Annotated in this window: 14 protein-coding genes; 10 read left to right on the top strand and 4 right to left on the bottom strand. The window is 44.6% G+C overall.

Features of this window, described 5'->3' with window-relative positions; translation table 11 throughout:
- The first annotated feature begins 68 nt into the window (after positions 1-68).
- The 4 genes from K6V26_RS19605 to trpS all read left to right on the top strand — a co-directional run bounded on the left by K6V26_RS19605 (position 69) and on the right by trpS (position 7638).
- Positions 69-2216 (top strand): alpha-L-fucosidase, encoded by a 2148-nt coding sequence (locus K6V26_RS19605; RefSeq protein ID WP_224263629.1) that lies wholly within the window; start codon positions 69-71, stop codon positions 2214-2216.
- 97 nt (positions 2217-2313) lie between these two features.
- Entirely contained in the window at positions 2314-4857 is a 2544-nt protein-coding gene (locus tag K6V26_RS19600) for a glycoside hydrolase family 95 protein (protein WP_224263628.1), read from the top strand.
- Between the two features lie 234 nt (positions 4858-5091).
- Positions 5092-6537, top strand: a complete 1446-nt coding sequence (locus tag K6V26_RS19595; RefSeq protein WP_122328036.1) for a sulfatase-like hydrolase/transferase — start codon at positions 5092-5094, stop codon at positions 6535-6537.
- Positions 6538-6582: 45 nt separating this feature from the next.
- On the top strand, positions 6583-7638 hold the full coding sequence (gene trpS, locus K6V26_RS19590; RefSeq protein ID WP_224263627.1) for a tryptophan--tRNA ligase: 1056 nt from the start codon (positions 6583-6585) through the stop codon (positions 7636-7638).
- A gap of 57 nt (positions 7639-7695) precedes the next feature.
- Here the strand turns inward: trpS and K6V26_RS19585 are convergent, their stop codons facing one another.
- Positions 7696-8043 carry a HepT-like ribonuclease domain-containing protein gene (locus K6V26_RS19585; protein WP_010801557.1) on the bottom strand — a complete coding sequence of 116 codons (348 nt, stop codon included), beginning with the start codon at positions 8041-8043 and terminating at the stop codon, positions 7696-7698.
- Positions 8033-8341, bottom strand: a complete 309-nt coding sequence (locus K6V26_RS19580; RefSeq protein ID WP_007655564.1) for a nucleotidyltransferase family protein — start codon at positions 8339-8341, stop codon at positions 8033-8035. Before K6V26_RS19580 ends, K6V26_RS19585 begins: the two co-directional genes overlap by 11 nt.
- Positions 8342-8529: 188 nt before the next feature.
- On the opposite strand from K6V26_RS19580, the gene K6V26_RS19575 reads away from it, so the two are divergent.
- From K6V26_RS19575 to K6V26_RS19555, 5 genes are all read left to right on the top strand, one after another.
- The gene (locus K6V26_RS19575; protein WP_044215195.1) at positions 8530-9048 is read left to right on the top strand and encodes an RNA polymerase sigma-70 factor; all 519 of its coding nucleotides are present in this window, start codon (positions 8530-8532) and stop codon (positions 9046-9048) included.
- 100 nt (positions 9049-9148) lie between these two features.
- Complete coding sequence (locus K6V26_RS19570) at positions 9149-9949, top strand: porin family protein (RefSeq protein WP_154278176.1); 801 nt, start codon at positions 9149-9151, stop codon at positions 9947-9949.
- A 15-nt stretch (positions 9950-9964) separates the two neighbouring features.
- Complete coding sequence (locus K6V26_RS19565) at positions 9965-10810, top strand: FecR family protein (protein WP_224263626.1); 846 nt, start codon at positions 9965-9967, stop codon at positions 10808-10810.
- Positions 10811-10817: 7 nt separating this feature from the next.
- Positions 10818-13517, top strand: a complete 2700-nt coding sequence (locus K6V26_RS19560; RefSeq protein WP_224263625.1) for a TonB-dependent receptor — start codon at positions 10818-10820, stop codon at positions 13515-13517.
- A gap of 5 nt (positions 13518-13522) precedes the next feature.
- The gene (locus K6V26_RS19555; protein WP_224263624.1) at positions 13523-14581 is read left to right on the top strand and encodes a DUF4249 domain-containing protein; all 1059 of its coding nucleotides are present in this window, start codon (positions 13523-13525) and stop codon (positions 14579-14581) included.
- A gap of 24 nt (positions 14582-14605) precedes the next feature.
- Here the strand turns inward: K6V26_RS19555 and K6V26_RS19550 are convergent, their stop codons facing one another.
- Positions 14606-14815: a hypothetical protein gene (locus tag K6V26_RS19550; protein WP_007655555.1), complete on the bottom strand. Its 210-nt coding sequence runs from the start codon at positions 14813-14815 to the stop codon at positions 14606-14608.
- Between the two features lie 18 nt (positions 14816-14833).
- Positions 14834-15316: a cold-shock protein gene (locus tag K6V26_RS19545; RefSeq protein ID WP_007655554.1), complete on the bottom strand. Its 483-nt coding sequence runs from the start codon at positions 15314-15316 to the stop codon at positions 14834-14836.
- A 226-nt stretch (positions 15317-15542) separates the two neighbouring features.
- Between K6V26_RS19545 and K6V26_RS19540 the strand changes: the two genes are divergently transcribed.
- Positions 15543-18278 carry a TonB-dependent receptor gene (locus K6V26_RS19540; protein WP_394373097.1) on the top strand — a complete coding sequence of 912 codons (2736 nt, stop codon included), beginning with the start codon at positions 15543-15545 and terminating at the stop codon, positions 18276-18278.
- Positions 18279-18291: the final 13 nt, after the last annotated feature.

Genomic DNA, 18291 nt, shown 5'->3' with positions numbered 1-18291 from the left:
GTTAATTTATTGAATTAGAGAATTAAAGCGTATTTTTGGTTTCTCAACATATTTATCATATAAAACACATGAAAAAAATCTATTCATTTTTGTTAGGGACTATGCTTCTTTCTGCCTGTTCTCAAACGCAGGAGTCGAGTATGCCTTTGCAAAATACGATTAAAATTGAGGAGGGCGACAGTAAGGAAGCTATTATTGAGAAGGCGGCCCATGTCGTTCCGACTCCGAACCAGTTGGCTGCACTGCAAAATGAATTTATTGCTTTTATTCATTTCGGGCCGAATACGTTTACCCGGATGGAATGGGGGAACGGTATGGAAGATCCGAAAGTGTTCGATCTGAAGGAACTTGATACCGACCAGTGGTGTGAAGCGATGAAAGCTGCCGGCATGAAAATGGTTATTATCACCGTGAAGCATCATGACGGCTTCGTTCTTTGGCAAAGCCGTTATACAAAACATGGCATTATGTCGTCGAATTTCCGGGACGGTAAAGGCGATGTCTTAAAAGACTTGTCCGCTTCCTGTCAGAAATACGGATTGAAGCTGGGTGTTTATCTTTCACCGGCCGATTTATTCCAGATAGAAAGTCCTGACGGATTATATGGAAATCTCAGTGAATATACAAAACGAACCATCCCGCGCGAAGTGCCGGGCAGACCGTTTGCCAATCAAACGAAATTTGAGTTTGTGGTGGACGATTACAATGAATATTTCCTGAACCAGTTGTTCGAAATACTGACCGAATATGGTCCGATACATGAAGTCTGGTTTGACGGTGCGCATCCGAAGCGGAAAGGTGGCCAGACTTACAACTATCCGGCATGGAAAGAACTGATTCATAAACTGGCTCCGGATGCTGTGATATTCGGTCGTGAAGATGTTCGCTGGTGTGGTAATGAGGCCGGTGGAACCCGTCCTACGGAATGGAACGTAATCACTTACCAGGCAGATCCGGATACAATGACACAGTTTGCTGATATGACAGACCCCGTGCTGGGCGATCGTGAGAAACTATATCAGGCGAAATACCTACATTACCAGCAGGCGGAAACCAATACGTCCATCCGCGAAGGTTGGTTCTACCGCGATGACACACATCAGAAAGTGAGAAGTGCCGATGATGTGTTCGATATTTATGAACGGGCTGTTGGAGGTAACTCTACTTTCCTGTTGAACATACCGCCTAACCGTGACGGTAAATTCTCTCCGGCAGATGTTGAGTCGTTGAAAGAGGCCGGTAAACGTATTCGCGAGACATACGGCACGGATTTGTTGGCTGGTGCTAAAGGTCCGAAAGAAGTATTGGATGGAAAGAATGATACTTATTTGTTGATGAAAGAGAAGGAGTTTACTGTTACGATGTCTTCTCCTGTTACCCTCAACCGTATCATGCTTCAGGAAGCCATTGCCACTCATAGCGAACGTGTGGAGAAACATGCGGTAGACGCATGGATCGACGGGGCATGGAAAGAGATTGCCGTATCGACCAATATCGGTTATAAGCGTATCCTTCGTTTCCCGGAGGTGACGACCGACAAGCTTCGTTTCCGTTTGTTGGAATCCCGTATGACTCCGGCTATCAACCATATCTCAGCCCATTATTACAAGTCTCGTCCGCCCCGGTTGAGCTTTAGGCGGGATATGGATGGACTGGTTAAAATCGAACCTAAAATGCACGAGTTCGGGTGGAAACCTCATGGAGAAAATGCCGCTGGAAATTTGAATGCCGGATATAAGATTTATTATACGACAGATGGTACTGAACCAGGCGAAACTTCTACCGAATATAAAGAACCGGTTGTATTGGACCGTTGTGAATTGAAAGCGGTTGCTGTTTTACATGGTGAAAAAGGTGCTGTGGCCAGTGAACGACTGGGATTGATTAAGAAAGACTGGAAGTTGTCAGAGGTGAAAGGTAATCCGTTGTATCTGACTATTGACTTAGGAAAGAGTCAGGAACTAAGCGGATTGGCTTATGCGCCACAGGCCGGTAAGAACTTCAAAGGAGGTGTGACCAAAGTTGTTGTCAAAGTCAGTGATGACGGACAGCAATGGAAAACAGTGGAAAGTGTGGAGTTTGGGAATTTAGTGAACGATCCGACTAAACGTTTCCATTATTTCAAGAATACTGTTGCTGCCCGTTATGTGCGTATAGAACCTACTGTAATGGCACAGGAAGGCAAGCTTACTTTGGGTAATATAGACTTGCTCTGATTGAAAATAGTTTAAAAGCTTTTGATGTCTCCGGAAAACAACTACTTTTGTTGTCCGGAGACATTGTTTTATCAATTATAATTCTAATATCATCATTATGCGCATTTTATCTTATTTTTTGTTTGCATTCGCTTTTGTTGCGTGTGCGGAAACACCAAGGGAGAAGCCATTGTCTTTATGGTATGATCGCCCGGCGGAGAACTGGAATGAAGCCTTGCCCATAGGGAACGGTCATGCAGGTGCTATGGTGTTCGGAGGTGTGGACTCGGAACAGTTACAGTTGAATGAAAATACTTTATACAGTGGAGAGCCTTCGGTCATCTTCAAAGATATAAAGGTCACCCCGGAGATGTTCGACAAAGTGGTGGGGTTGATGAAAAAAGAAAAATATAAAGAAGCAACCGACCTGGTATGTGAAAACTGGCTGGGACGTTTGCATCAGTATTACCAACCTTTTGCCGATCTTCATATTAAGAACAATAAATCCGGTGAAGTCAGCGGATACAAACGCGACCTGAATATATCGGATGCCATAGCCGGTACGCGTTATGTGCAGAATGGCATAGCATATGAACGCGAGGTCTTTGCATCGAATCCCGAGAATGTGATTGTTGTCCGCCTGAAGAGTGATAAGCCGGACGGCATCGATATTTCCCTCAATTTCACATCGGAGCATCCGACTGCTGTACAAAAAAGCAAGAACGACCGTCTGGCTGTGCAAGGCAAGGCGCCCGGATATGTGGAACGCCGCACGTTCGAACAGATGGAAACCTGGGGCGACCAGCATAAACACCCGGAGCTGTACGATGAGAAAGGTAACCGGAAGTTTGATAAACGGGTATTATACGGTGAAGAAATAGACAACAAAGGCATGTTGTTTGAGGCACAAATCAAGCCTGTTTTACCTTCAGGCGGTACTTGCGAAATCACAGATTCAGGTATACATGTCAGCGGAACGGATGAAGTTTATTTCGTCATGAGTCTGGCTACCAGCTATAATGGTTACGATAAAAGTCCGAGCCTGGAAGGAATAGACCCGGCTCAGAAAGCAGCCGGTATATTGGATAAGGCAGTTGCTTATGATTACAAAGAGTTGAAAAATAGACATCTGGATGATTACCGGAATTTGTTCGACCGGGTAAAACTGGAACTGGTGTCAGACCAGGAGCAGTTGGCTTTACCTACCGACGAACGTATTATCCGTTTTGATGAAAAAGCCGACCCGGCTCTGTCTGCCTTACTGTTCCAGTACGGACGCTATTTGATGATCAGTGGTTCTCGTCCCGGCGGCCAGCCGTTGAACTTACAGGGAATCTGGAATAAGGAAGTCGTTCCGCCATGGAACTGCGGATATACTATGAATATCAATCTGGAAATGAATTATTGGATGGCTGAAACCGCTAATCTGCCGGAATGTCAGGAACCCTTATTTACTCTGATTAAGGAATTGTCGGAAACCGGAGCAGAGACAGCCCGTGACATGTACGGTCGTCGGGGTTGGGTGGCTCATCATAACACTTCCCTCTGGCGCGAATCCCTGCCGAATGACAATGTCCCTTCCGCCTCTTTCTGGCCGATGGTACAGGGATGGTTATGCAGCCATTTGTGGGAGCATTACCTGTATTCCGGAGATAAGGAATTTTTGAAAAATACGGCTTACCCGTTGACGAAAGGTGCTGCCGAGTTCTTTGCCGACTGGTTGATTGACGATGGAAAAGGCCGTCTGGTTACTCCCGTCGGTGTCTCTCCGGAGAACTGGTTTATTACTCCCAGCGGCGAAAGAACCGCTTTGAGTATGGGGCCGACAATGGATATGGCAATTATTCGTGAAACATTCGAGCGGACCATCCAAATGTCTGAAATGTTTAACCTGGATACCGACTTTCGTAAAGAGCTGGAAGATAAACTGGCTAAACTGCTTCCTTATCAGATAGGTAGCCGCGGCCAGTTGCAGGAATGGATGTATGACTTTAAAGAGCAAGACCCGCAACATCGCCATTTATCTCATCTGTACGGTTTCTATCCGGGCGACCAAATCACACCGGATAAAACGCCTGAGTTGTTTAAGGCTGTAGAACAGACATTGAACTTGCGTGGCGACGCAGCTACCGGTTGGTCGATGGGCTGGAAGATTAACTGTTGGGCCCGTCTGCTGGATGGCAATCATGCCTATGAAATTATCAGGAACTTATTCAACCCGGTTCAGTTCGGACCGAAGAAAAGAAACGGCGGAGGTTTATACAGTAATTTGCTGGATGCTTGTCCGCCTTTCCAGATCGACGGAAACTTCGGATATACAGCCGGTGTCGCCGAAATGTTGATGCAGAGCCATGCCGGGTTTATTCAATTATTGCCGGCCTTGCCCGACGTATGGAGCGAAGGAAACGTGTCCGGCCTGAAAGCACGCGGTAACTTCGAATTAGCGATGCAATGGAAACAAGGCAGTCTTTCAGAGGCGACCCTCCTTTCCAATAAAGGAAACGAATGCCGTTTGCGGACAGCTGTCCCGGTAACAATCAGGCAAGGAAGCAAGGAGATCGCATCGTCTTCTCCGGTAACTTCCAACGGGAAGGAATATTTCGAAACAGTATTTGCGACTACTGCGGGAACAAGCTACCGGGTAATTCCGGTTACGCCTTGATGTAATTCTTTAGCTCCGGTAAGTAACTCTATTTATCTGCTTATGTAATTTGTTGCCGACGCTGTCGGCAATATTGTTGACACTGTCGAAAGCTTTGCCGACACTGTCGTTTATTTAGCCGACAGCGTCGGCAACAGATTACATAGGCAATCAAGTAATAAAACATCCTGTTTAATAGAGATTTATCTTCGGATGGCAATAAATATAAAGCACATAACATAATACAGATCTTTTATGAATAAGAAATTAACTTTATTAAGTACGGCCATGCTTTCAGCAACCAGCCTGTTTGCCGCCGACAAGAATCCCAACATCATCCTGATACTGGCGGATGACATGCGCGGAACAGCAATGGATTTCCTGGGTGTCGAGGACATACACACTCCCAATCTGGATAAACTGGCCGCCGAGAGTACCGTCTTTACGAACGCTCATATCATGGGCGGAACCTCCGGCGCAGTCAGTATGCCGAGCCGTGCCATGCTGATGACCGGTAAATATCTCTACACCCTGGAAAAGCAGGGGGCAACTGTTCCGGAAGACCATAAACTGATTGGTGAAACATTGCAGCAGTCCGGTTATAATTCCTTCCATACCGGCAAATGGCATAACGGCTATCAGGCAATGAACCGTTGCTTCAATGATGGTAAAGGCATCTACTTCGGTGGCATGTGGGACCACTGGAACGTACCGCTCTACGACTACAATGCTGATTGCGATTATAGCAATAAACGCCCTGTCGTAAAAGATTGGGCAAAAAGCAATGTCATTACGTATGAAAAAGGCGAATATATGCTCTCCGGCAAACACTCGGTAGATATCTTTACCGAAGATGCCGTCGAATATATCGAAAAACAAAAGGAAGCCGGCAAACCCTTCTTCCTCTCCGTTGCCTATATGTCGCCGCACGACCCGCGTACCATGCCGGACGAATACATGCGCCAGTACGACTTCGACAAAATCCAGTTGCCACCGAACTATATGGATAAGCATCCGTTCGACAACGGCGAACTGGTGATCCGTGACGAGGTACTCGCCGCCATTCCCCGTGTGCCGGACGAAATCAAGAAACATATCATGGAATACTACGCCATGGTCACTCATGTGGACCGCCGTGTGGGCGATATCGTGAAAGCCTTGAAAGAAACGGGCGAATATGAAAATACAATTATCGTCTTTGCCGGCGATAACGGATTGGCAGTCGGACAACACGGTCTGATGGGCAAGCAGAATGTGTATGAACATAGTGTCCGTGTACCTCTGATGATTAAACAGGCAGGCAAAGACGTCAAAGGACAGAAGAGCGATAAGCTGTGTTACCTGATCGACGTTTTCCCGACTTTGTGCGAGATGGTCGGTGCGAATATCCCTTCTTCGGTAGACGGCGTGAGCCTTGTCCCCGCCATCAAAGAAGACAAACCCGTGCGCGATTATCTCTATTACAGCTATATGGATAACCAGCGTGCCGTATCCGATGGCGAATGGAAGCTGTGCGAATATAATGTAAAAGGCGTGCGTACCACCCAACTGTTCAATTTGAAGGCCGATCCTTGGGAGATGAATAACCTGGCAGGAGAAAAGAAACATGCCAAACTGATTAAGAAACTGCGCAACCAAATGACTTTGGAGCAGGAGAAAACGAAAGACAATTCGTCTTTCTGGAACGGATTTGTATTCTAAAATTACTATCTTTGCGGCTGTTTGAATAAAATAAAGAATTTAGAAATGGAAACAGTAGTAAGTGGCATCAGGCCAACAGGTAATTTGCATCTGGGGAATTACTTCGGAGCAGTAAAGAGTTTTCTGCAAATGCAGAATGAGTATAATTGCTTTTTCTTTATTGCAGACTGGCACTCCCTGACTACGCATCCGCGTCCGGAAAATATCCGTAACAGCGCGAAGACAATCCTGGCTGAATATCTGGCCTGCGGCATCGATCCCGAAAAGGCGACTATCTATATACAGAGCGACGTGCGTGAAGTGGCAGAGTTGTATCTCTACCTCAATATGAATGCCGGTATCGGCGAACTGATGCGTACGACTTCTTTCAAGGATAAGGCGCGTCAGATGCTTCATATCGACCGTGTAAATACGGCGGAAGGCGACGTGGAAAAAGAAATCTTCAACGAAGGAAACCGTCATAGTGTAAGTGCAGGTCTATTGACTTACCCGACTTTGATGGCCGGTGATATCATCATCCACAAAGCTGTGAAAGTGCCGGTAGGAAAAGACCAGGAACAGAATATGGAGATGGCCCGTCGTTTTGCCCGCCGATTCAATTCAACGTTTGAAGTCGATTTCTTCCCCGAACCGGCATCATTCCACCTGACAGAGAAGGCAGTAAAAGTGCCTGGCCTGGACGGTTCCGGTAAGATGGGTAAGAGCGAAGGCAATGCCATCTATCTGATCGATGATGAAAAAGCAATCAAGAAAAAGGTCATGAAGGCAGTCACCGATGCCGGTCCTACGGAACCGAATAGTGTGAAGTCCGAACCGATTGCCAACTTGTTTGCCATGATGGATATCGTTTCAACGAAAGATACATACGATTTCTTCAACGAAAAGTACAACAACTGCGAAATTCGTTACGGCGATTTGAAGAAGCAGCTGGCAGAAGATATCAACAACTTCTGTGCACCGATCCGCGAAAAGATTATCGACATCCGTTCCAACGAGGAATACATGGAGAAAGTAGCCCGCATGGGAGCCGAAAAAGCCCGCGAAAGCGCCGCTAAAACATTAGCGGAAGTCCGTGAAATTATCGGGTTCCGGCCGTATTGATTTCAGGATAGTTTAGAAGAAAAAAGAGAGGCACGCAGAGATCTATTCTGTGTGCCTTTATAATATGGTGAAACCTCCTAATAGGTCTTCAACTTGCTCTTTTAGTTTCGGCAGATTTTTGTTAACTACTCCCCAGATAATGACGTTGTCGACTTTATCATAGCCATGAATTACAAAGTTACGCAGGTCAACAATCTTTCTGGCGTCATCTATCTGAATGTCGGGTTCCATATCTAATATGTGCTTTGCTGCTTCACCGATAATTTCCAGTTCCCGTTCTACTGCTCTACGCAATAGTTTGTTTTGTTCATAAGCGAAGAAATCTCTTTTCTCACCCAGATACTCCTCGATCGATGAGATCGATTGTTGTATATCATATAGATATTTCTGAATACTACGCGCCATAAAGAAGCTGTTTTGTCTGTTCTACATCGGCAATAAAGAATGGGTTTGAGAGTGAACGATGAGTGACAAGATCGATTTTCCTTCGAAACAACTCTGTTAGTTTATTATGTAAAAGAAAATAATTATCGGTATATTCTTCAATAGAAATATCCGGCTCGAACTCTATCAGTAGGTCGATATCGCTTTTTTCGGTAAATCGGGGTGTATTTACCGAACCAAAAGCATAAAGGCTTTTTACTTTATACCGCCGACAAAGCTCCTTTAGAGCTTCCAGTTTATTGTGTAAAATGTGGTTCATACTACCTCCTGTCTTTTTTGTTACACAACAAAGATAACAATCTTGCAATAAATCGTGCTGGATTTGATAATAGATTAACTATCCTTTAGCCCATAATTTCTTAAATATGTGATAAAGATGTTGAAATTATATCTGACTATCAAGAAATCTGCTTTACTTTGTGGCGAATAGTTACAGATAGCAAACGTATGGCAATCATTTCCAGCGGAGAGTTTGAACAGTATTTCAGGGATTTGTATAAACCTCTGTGCTTGTTTGCACTCCGTTTCACTGAACGGTTAGATGATGCGGAGGATATTGTACAGCAAGCCTTTGCCGATGTATGGGATAAGAATATCAATAATGTGTTGATTGAGAATCTTAAATCCTATATGTATCAGGCAGTACGCAACCGTTCCCTGTCGCTGGTGACTCAGCCGGTCGAATTGCAGACTACCGACCAGTTTCCGGATATGGAAGACTCGTCGGAAGAGGAGCAGATGTATAATGCCGAACGCGATGCCCGGCTGTGGAATGCTATCGACGGTTTACCTCCCGAACGCAAAAAAATCTTTTTACTTTCCAAACGCGACGGCCTGAAGTACCAGGAGATTGCGGAAGAACTGAATATCTCAATCAAGACGGTTGAGAATCAGATGGGTAAGGCTTTGAAAGCGTTGCGGGAAACAGCTGTGCGTATCTATAACTTTCTCTTGGGGCTGGCGTGACCTGAGAAAAAAGTTTTATCCGGAGTAGGGGTTTTTTCCATTAACTCTGTCTTAGAGACAAAAGGTATTACAAATTTTTGTTTCACTAAGAATGAGAGAAATGATGATGAAGAAGATTACATCTTGCGTGATGTTGATGATGATGTTGATGTGTGTGACGGAGGTTAGTGCACAATGGTCTGTAACTCCTGAGGCCGGAATGAATGTGACGAAGTACAAGGATTCGCCTGCTGCTGTCGGTTTTAAAGCCGGTGCGGCTGTGAGTTATACTTTTGGTTCAGGATTGTTTTCACTTCAATCCGGCCTGTATTATGTACAACGGGGGACGGGGAAAAGCTTTTATGGAGCAGCTTATGGTAAAACCATGGACAAAGATGGGAAAGAGGTTGATTATTTCCTGAATTTTGCTCCGGGATATTTGGCAAGTTTTGGTTATGGGAACTTTGCTGGTGATGGTGGATATGGTTATTACGGAAGTGGAGGAATAAATTTTCCTTTGGATATGCGGGTAGAAGGTATCCGTTTGAACGAAGGAAGTATTCGGAGAGATTATTTACAGTTGCCCATTTTAGCCCGTTTTAACTGGAAGATCGGTGAAGATGTAAGATTGCATATAGCAGCCGGTCCTTATTTAGCTTATGGGATCGGAGGTAAGAAGCAGTATTCGTTAATGGAAATATCAGAAAAAGGTTTTTCGACGACCTCTGATTCCTGGAACCCGTTTGGAAAAAACAGTAGTTATGAACGTTTCGACTGGGGACTTACGTTTAATGCCGGTATTGAGGTAAAACGCTTTACGTTTAATGCCACTTATGATATGGGATTGGGTAAAGAGTATAAATATGATGATATAGGATTGAAATATCATACTGTAAGTTTTACGATAGGATATAGATTTTAGAGAATGAAATAAAAGATGAACAACGAGCAGGAACATAAACTGGAACAACGCATTCGTTTCGTAGCGAAACACTACGAGGAAGGACGTCTGGATACTGATAAGGCTTGGCAAAAGTTTGCCGGCAAGCATCAGGTACGCCATACGGTCTCTTTCCGTCGCTACTGGATGGCGGCTGCGTCGGTGTTGTTGCTGCTCATTGGTTTTGGTACTTATTTTATGACCGATCGTAATTCGCCCGAATGGGTTGCTGTTACGACCGAACCGGGACAAATCATGGAAGTTTACCTGCCCGACAGCACATTGATTTCGATGGCTGGTAATTCTTCCATCCGATATGATAAAAAAGCTTACGGAAAGGAACGGCGTGTAGTGGAGATGAAAGGAAAAGCCTTTTTCCAAGTGACGCGGAATGAAGCACGCCCCTTCTCTGTATATACTGAACGGACGGAAGTTACCGTGCTCGGCACCAGTTTTCAGATAGATGAACAGCCGGACGGGACGGATGTGGATGTGATGACCGGTAAAGTCAGCTTTGGCGTTACCGGCAGTGAAACGGACAAAGTGATATTAACCGCCGGAATGTCGGCCTCCTATTCTATGGAAAGTAAAGGAATCACGATACTGGAAGAAGAAGACCTTAATACCCTGTCGTGGAAAACCCGGCAGTTGCGCTTCAATGACACCCCGTTGGAGAAGGTGGTCAGCGATCTGAGTGAATACTATCAGGTGAATATAATCAATAAAGCAGAAACTCCGAATCTGAAACTGACGGCCACTTTCAATGATCTTCCGCTGGAAGATGTTTTATTGGTTATCAACCAGACACTCGATACCCGCCTGGCTCCTGACCCCAATAAATAAGTAATCTATGGAACGTATATGGATATTGCTGACAGGGCTTCTTATGCTTTTTTCCCAGGTAAAAGCCGGGGAAGAAGCCTTTGTTGTCGATCTTCCGGTGGAACCGACGCCTACGGTTACGATGGACAAACGACAGGTCCCTTTGTTGGAAATCTTACAGGAACTGGAAAAGCAAACCGGAATCTTTTTCTCCTATGAATCGTCTTTGCTGGATGAGTTTCCGAAAATCTCATTCAAGGCACAGGACGAATCGCTTTCCTATTGCCTGAGAAGATTATTTTCCACCTTGCCTCTTACTTACCGGCAGACAGGGCAGATCGTGATACTGAAACGGAAGCCGCGGCTGTATACGATCAGTGGCTTTGTCCGCGATTCGGTGTCGTATGAGAGTCTGATCAATGCCAATGTCTTTGAGCGTAAATCCAGAACCGGTACGACTACCAATAATTATGGTTTTTACAGTATCACGCTTCCACCCGGAAAAGTAACCTTGCGGGCCTCTTATGTCGGATACGAAGCGAAAGAGGTTACATTTGAATTGTCTTGCGATACATTGATAGATATACCTTTGCTTTCGTCGAGGGCATTGGGCGAAGTGGTCGTGGAGGGACTGAATCCCCGATCGGAGGTATTAAGCACGCGAACCGGGGTTGTGGAGGTGCCTGCCCAGCGCATCAAGTCGATGCCCGCCCTGCTGGGGGAGACGGATGTGGTGAAAACCCTGCAACGATTGCCCGGTGTTGCAGTGGGGACCGAAGGGATGACCGGACTTCATGTCCGGGGAGGTGATGCGGATGGGAACCTCTTTTTGCTGGATGGCAATCCGGTTTATCACACCAACCATCTGCTCGGTTTCTTTTCCGCCTTTAACCCGGATGCCGTCAAAAATGCAACATTTTATAAAGGAAGCTTTCCTGCCGAATACGGAGGAAGGCTTTCGTCCGTAGTAGACGTAAGGACCAATGATGGCGACCGGTATGAATATCATGGTAATCTTTCGATTGGTCTGCTGGCTTTGCGGGGCAACCTGGAGGGGCCTATCGTAAAAGGAAAATCCTCTTTCAATGTGTCTGTCAGGCGTACCTGGATGGAGCTGATTACCTGGCCTTTGCTGAAAGCTCTCAACAGCGGGGAAGAGAAGAAGATCAGGGGTGGTTATCATTTCTTCGATATGAATGCGAAAGTAAACCACTCCTTTAGTGACCGGACACGTGGTTATATGAGTTTTTATATGGGAAGCGACAGTTATCTGAACGGAGAGGAGAAAGACGAAGAAGATCGTGTAGGTAAAGATTTCCGTTGGCGCTGGGGAAACCTGATCGGTTCGGCCGGGATCAGCCATGTGTTCAGTAATAAATTGTTTGCTACGTTTACGGCAGGCTATACGCGTTATCGTTCGCATATCCAGCAGGATAAGGAAGGATATACTTTATCGCCCAATCGGAAGGACCGGCAGTTATTCAGCCAGGAAAACCATTACCGTTCGGCGATGGAAGATGTCAGCCTGCGTGCGTCTTTCGATTATCGTCTGCATGAGAAACATCGTCTGAAGTTCGGGGGAGACTATCTTTTCCATAATTTCCGTCCGGAGCAGAATACGATGAAGAGTTTATACAAAGATTCTGTCAAATCGCAGAAGACCAATACGGTCTATGCAAACTCGCTGATCCGCGGTCACGAAGTGTCTCTGTTTGCGGAAGAAGAGATGCATGTGATAGAACGCCTGACCGCTAATGTCGGTTTGCGTGCAACGACCTTTCATGTGCAGGGGGAGACTTATTTCTCTTTGCAACCTCGTTTATCCGCCCGTTATTTGCTGGCGCGTAATTTATCGGCAAAACTGTCGTATACGAAAATGAACCAGTATATCCATTTGCTTTCCAATTCTTATATCAGCCAGCCTACGGATATTTGGGTACCCGTTACCCGTAATATCAGGCCGATGAATGCCCACCAGTTTACAGCAGGTCTTTATTATACGTTACACAGGCAGTATAATTTTTCCGTGGAAGGATATTTCAAGCGGATGAATAATCTGATAGAATATAAAGACCGCATTCCGGTCGGTACGGATTATTCTAACTGGGAAGAGCGGGTTGGTATGGGATATGGTCGTGCGTATGGCATGGAGTTGATGGCCCAGAAAAAGTCCGGACGCCTTTCCGGTTGGATCGGTTATACGTTGTCCTGGTCTGACCGCCGGTTTCCGGACGGTAGTGTGAACAAAGGGCGCCGTTTCCCATCCAAATATGATAATCGCCATAAGGTTGATCTGGTGGCAACTTATAAAATTTCCCGTAAAGTAGAGTTGACTGCCGCCTGGATGTTTGCCTCTGGTAATCATATTACTATCATGGATCAGATCTATCATGGAGGAACCGGGCAGACCGACCATGGCTATATGCAGGGAGAAGACGTTATACTAAAGGAGGGCGAAGGTGTCGCTTATGCTGCCAGTTCGCGTAATAACTATCAACTATCACCTTATCACCGTCTTGACCTGGGGGTGAACTTTTATCGTTATAAAAAGAAAGGACGTCTGGGAGTCTGGAACCTGAGCCTTTGCAATGCGTATCTTCATCCGAATCCGTTTTCTGTGAGAACTCATTATTATATAGACGGTGAGACAGGAAAGAAAAATATATATCTGGAACAATCCATCCTGTTTCTGTTCCTGCCTTCTGTGTCTTATACTTATAAATTCTGATCGTTATGAAAAAGATATTATTGTTCCCGTTGTCTCTGCTGCTATTATTCATATGTCTCTCGTGTACACGCGATGTGATATTAAAACTTGACCCTGCACCTCCGGTGTTGGTTCTGAATGCATCCGTAACACCGGAACGGGAAGTGGCGGCTTTTTTGTCAAAAAGCTGGTTTTTGCTGGATAGTGTTCCGGAATATGATCTACCGGATGAAGGAGTGAAGGTTGACGTTTACGTGAATGATACTTTCCGGGGAACCATGCAGCGATCCGACGATCCGGCTGATAGCACGGCATATAAAGGGCAGTTCAGACTACCGGGTTGTCACGTGCAGGCTGGTGACAAAGTACGGCTTGAAGCTCAGGCTCCGGGATTTGATCCGGTAAAGGGTGAAACCATTATTCCTTCTAAAACAGATATATTATCACTCGATACAGCCAGTGTGATTACCTCTGATTATAGTTCGGCGCGTACGCGGATATATCTGACGTTGAAAGATGATCCTTCTGTCCGGAATTATTACCGGTTGGTGGTGGAACGTCTGGTCGAGTATCGTAAAGGGGATAAGGTGATGTGGGTAAGTTCATTTAACGATAATTGGGGAGACTCTGTAATTTCCGGTGACAGTGTAGAGGTCGTAATTGTATCTTATGACTTCAGGTTGGTTTATGATGATCCTGCATTTCAGCAAGGCATTCCATCTCCCGCTCTGGAGGAGTATGACGGGACTTATTGCCGGGGTGTTTTATCCGATGAGATGTTTGATGGAAAAGAGTACACGTTGACCAGTTCCTTTTTCCCGGAAAGTTCTTTTAAGAATGATTCGATAGAAGCTATTGTACATTATGATATCCATCTGATGTCTATTTCGGAAGCTTATTATAACTACTTGAAAAAGATTCGCGGTTTCTCTATCTCTTTAGGAGATGCTTTTCTGGATGGTTTGCTGGAACCGACTGCCGTTTATTCAAACGTAACCGACGGTTTCGGAGTAGTGACAGGTTATCAGATTTCCACACGCCGCCTTACAATGCCTTTCGGTGATCGGACGCACGTGTGGTACTAGGTTGTATCCATCTGATTGAGATTTTTAGATCTTCGAACTATGTAATTTTTTATAGATCTCGATACGGGCTTCTCTCTCTGCCTGTGTCAGACTGGCCGGTAATTCAATAGTTGTTCGCGGACCTACTGAAACGAGTATTACCTCGCCAATGCTTTTTTTATACTCTTTCAGTGAATTTTCAATTAATTGATTGGCCTGATTCCTGTCTGACCGCATGTTGATTTCCCTTTTCATACTTTTGTCTATTTAATATTAAGTGATATCGTCTTCCGGATTTTTATTTTCCGGTTCGTTCTCCAAAGATATATTGATCGCATTCATTCCCTTCAAACCACGTTCCAGGTCGAATGTAACAATATCACCTTCTTCAACCTTTGAAAGTAAATTGTTTACGTGGAAAAAGTATCTTTCACCTCTTACCAGTTCTTTGATAAAACCGAATCCTTTGGATGTATTGAAGAAATCGACTTTACCTTTTAAAACGACCGGTTCCTCTTTTTCCTTTTTAGGTACCGAGATCAGTATTTCTTCCTGGTTGATTTCTTCTTTTTTGATATTTTCCGCGGGCGGGGTTGAAGTAATTACTCCATTCTCATCGACATAAGCAATCATATCCTCGAAACTGCTTGCCTTGCCGGATAACTTCTTTTCTTCTTTTTTCTTTTGCTTTTCTGCTCGTTTAGCGAGTCTTTTCTTTTCATTTTCACGTTTGTCAACTGTCATTGATCTTGCCATATAACTTTTTTTATAAGATAAATACTAAGTGGAGTGAGGAGTATAATTAAAGGAGAGACCTGCTTAAAATGATAAGGAGAACTGTGCAATAATGATTTATATCTCTAACTCTTCTACAAAGATAAGCAAAAAAGGGGAATATTCCTAGGTTTAATTTTTTTTGTCTTATCCGATAGGGGTATTTCCTGAAAATCTGTCTTAAAAACAGATATCAACAAATAACAAGATGAAGAAAGTATACCCTGCAAAACAATTTGCCCGTGTTACCTTGGTAGTAATGATGATGATTTTTAGTTTGTCCGGCCTTCAGGCACAGACAAATAGAGTGGATGAAACACGGATGGTTACGTTGAACATGCAAAAGGCCTCTGTTCGGGAAATCCTGGACGAAATCCAGAAGCAAACCGGAGTAACCTTTTCTTACGAATCATCTTTGTTGAGTGGACTTCAGAAAACAACGTTCCGTGCGGATGATGAAGCACTGACGGATTGCCTGACGCGTTTGTTCGCGAATCTTCCGGTAGTGTACAAGATGACAGGAAACGTAGTGGTTCTGAAGCGTAAACCCAAGCAGGTAACGGTCAGTGGTTTTGTGCGTGATAAAAGATCCGCCGAATCTCTGATCGGGGCCTCGGTTTATGAAGCCCATAGTCGTGTGGGAACAGCTTCCAATAATTTCGGTTTTTTCAGCCTGACACTGCCACCAGGGAATATTACAATTCGTTCTTCTTATATTGGTTATACCAGTCATCAGCATATTCTTAACGGACTTGAGCGCGATACAGTGCTTACTATCGAACTGGAGCCTTCGGCTTCGTTGGAGGAAGTTGTCATAACCGGACAAAGTAATGACAAGCAATCTGTGCTAAGTACCCAGATGGGAGCATTGGAAATTAATCAGCAAACGATTCGCTCTACTCCCGTAATGTTTGGGGAGGCTGATATTATCAAAACTTTGCAGTTGACGCCAGGCGTGTCGGCCGGTACGGAAGGAACGGCAGGAATGTATGTCCGTGGCGGTAATGTGGATGAAAACTTATTCCTGATCGATGGTAACCCGGTTTATCAGATCAATCATATCGGCGGTATCTTCTCGGCATTTAATCCGGAAGCGATCAGCGGTATGGATTTCTTCAAATCCGGTTTCCCCTCGCGTTATGGCGGACGACTTTCGTCTGTAGTGGATGTGCATACAAAAGAGGGTAATATGAAGGAATATCACGGTAGTGCTTCAATTGGCTTGATTTCCGGTAATCTAAATTTCGAAGGGCCTATCATAAAAGACCGTACTTCTTTTAATATAGGTTTGCGGCGTACCTGGCTGGATGTACTTTCAGCTCCGGCTGTAGCTATCGCCAATAAGATAACGAAGAAGGATGGAACACGTCTGCGGGCCCGTTACGCTTTTCATGATCTGAACCTGAAGGTGAATCATATATTTAACGACCGTAGCCGCATGTATCTGAGTCTTTACAATGGTAATGATGTGTTGAAAGGAGGAAGTACAGATTTCCCGGATCAAGATAGTGACAATAATTATAATTATGATTCCGATGTATCCCTCCGTTGGGGGAATATCATGGCTACTGCCGGTTGGACTTATGTATTTAATAACCGTTTGTTTGGTAAAGTGTCAGGAGTTTTTACCCGTTATCATTCCAGATTGAGGAATACAGAACACGATGTGGTAGGAAACGAAGGAGATGAGGATTATTCTGATTCGTTCAGGGAGAATGAAACAAATACGGGTATTACGGATTTTGGGTTGCGCACTTCATTCGATTATCTGCCGGCATCTGCTCATCATATCCGTTTTGGAGGTGATTATCTGGTACACCGTTTTCATCCGGAATACAATCGTTCGGTAGCTTATGAAAAGAATGAAGAAACATCGGTCGAGATAGGACAGGAATTTGCAAACGATTTGTTGTGGGGGCATGAAGCCGGAGTCTATGCGGAGGATGACTGGACATTATCGTCTGCCGTAAGGTTGAATGCCGGTTTGCGTTTCAGTCTTTTCAATGTGCAGGGAAAGACTTATACCGGACTGGAACCGCGGGTATCTCTTCGTTGGTTGCTGGATGATAATCTGAGTTTTAAAGCTTCTTATTCCCGAATGAATCAATATGTTCATCTGATTAGTAATAGTTTTATCAGTTTACCGACCGATGCCTGGATGCCGGTTACACGAAAATTGAAACCGCTGATAAGTGACCAGGTCTCTGCCGGTTTCTACTACAATCTTAATAAAGAGTATAATTTCTCTGTTGAAGGATATTATAAAACATTGGATAATCTGTTGGAATATCGTGACGGACATACCTTTACTCCTTCCTTTGTCAATTGGGAAGACAAACTGACGGCTGGTGAGGGACGTTCTTATGGAGCGGAATTTATGGTGCGTAAAGAAACTGGTCGTACGACGGGTTGGGTAGGTTATGGTCTGTCCTGGTCCGACCGTCAGTTTGACGAACTGAATCAGGGAGCACGTTATCCGGCTCGTTTTGACAACCGGCATAAATTGAATATAGTGGTGATGCATAAGATATCTCCTAAAGTTGAACTTTCTGCTGCCTGGTCGTATGCTTCCGGAAACCATGTGACATTATCTTTGGAAAACTATTATGAAAATGGAACAGGTTCTCCAACGAATAATGATAACCATTATGTGGGTGCAAGCGAGTCAATCGATTATTACGAAGGACGAAATAATTATCAGTTGCCAGCCTATCATCGACTCGATTTAGGAATCAAGATATATCGTCCTAAAAAGAAAGGGCGGATGGGTATCTGGACAGTTAGCATATATAATGTCTATTCCCGCATGAATCCTTTTATGATTTATAAAAGTGATAAGACGGTTCCTGATCCAGGCAGTTCTTACGGTAAGAATGTACCGGTCTTTAAAACTATTGGAATAATGCCTATAATTCCTTCTATTTCTTATACCTATAAATTTTAATGATTATGAGTAT

Origin of the sequence: Parabacteroides goldsteinii, from assembly GCF_020091425.1 — a bacterium.
In the GTDB taxonomy this organism is placed as follows: domain Bacteria; phylum Bacteroidota; class Bacteroidia; order Bacteroidales; family Tannerellaceae; genus Parabacteroides; species Parabacteroides goldsteinii.
This window is presented reverse-complemented; position numbering and strand designations above follow the sequence as displayed.

Coding starts and splice junctions, on each gene's coding strand:
- K6V26_RS19605 (WP_224263629.1), top strand. CDS start 69: ATGAAAAAAATCTATTCATTTTTGTTAGGGACTATGCTTCTTTCTGCC.
- K6V26_RS19600 (WP_224263628.1), top strand. CDS start 2,314: ATGCGCATTTTATCTTATTTTTTGTTTGCATTCGCTTTTGTTGCGTGT.
- K6V26_RS19595 (WP_122328036.1), top strand. CDS start 5,092: ATGAATAAGAAATTAACTTTATTAAGTACGGCCATGCTTTCAGCAACC.
- trpS (WP_224263627.1), top strand. CDS start 6,583: ATGGAAACAGTAGTAAGTGGCATCAGGCCAACAGGTAATTTGCATCTG.
- K6V26_RS19585 (WP_010801557.1), bottom strand. CDS start 8,043: ATGGCGCGTAGTATTCAGAAATATCTATATGATATACAACAATCGATC.
- K6V26_RS19580 (WP_007655564.1), bottom strand. CDS start 8,341: ATGAACCACATTTTACACAATAAACTGGAAGCTCTAAAGGAGCTTTGT.
- K6V26_RS19575 (WP_044215195.1), top strand. CDS start 8,530: ATGGCAATCATTTCCAGCGGAGAGTTTGAACAGTATTTCAGGGATTTG.
- K6V26_RS19570 (WP_154278176.1), top strand. CDS start 9,149: ATGATGATGAAGAAGATTACATCTTGCGTGATGTTGATGATGATGTTG.
- K6V26_RS19565 (WP_224263626.1), top strand. CDS start 9,965: ATGAACAACGAGCAGGAACATAAACTGGAACAACGCATTCGTTTCGTA.
- K6V26_RS19560 (WP_224263625.1), top strand. CDS start 10,818: ATGGAACGTATATGGATATTGCTGACAGGGCTTCTTATGCTTTTTTCC.
- K6V26_RS19555 (WP_224263624.1), top strand. CDS start 13,523: ATGAAAAAGATATTATTGTTCCCGTTGTCTCTGCTGCTATTATTCATA.
- K6V26_RS19550 (WP_007655555.1), bottom strand. CDS start 14,815: ATGAAAAGGGAAATCAACATGCGGTCAGACAGGAATCAGGCCAATCAA.
- K6V26_RS19545 (WP_007655554.1), bottom strand. CDS start 15,316: ATGGCAAGATCAATGACAGTTGACAAACGTGAAAATGAAAAGAAAAGA.
- K6V26_RS19540 (WP_394373097.1), top strand. CDS start 15,543: ATGAAGAAAGTATACCCTGCAAAACAATTTGCCCGTGTTACCTTGGTA.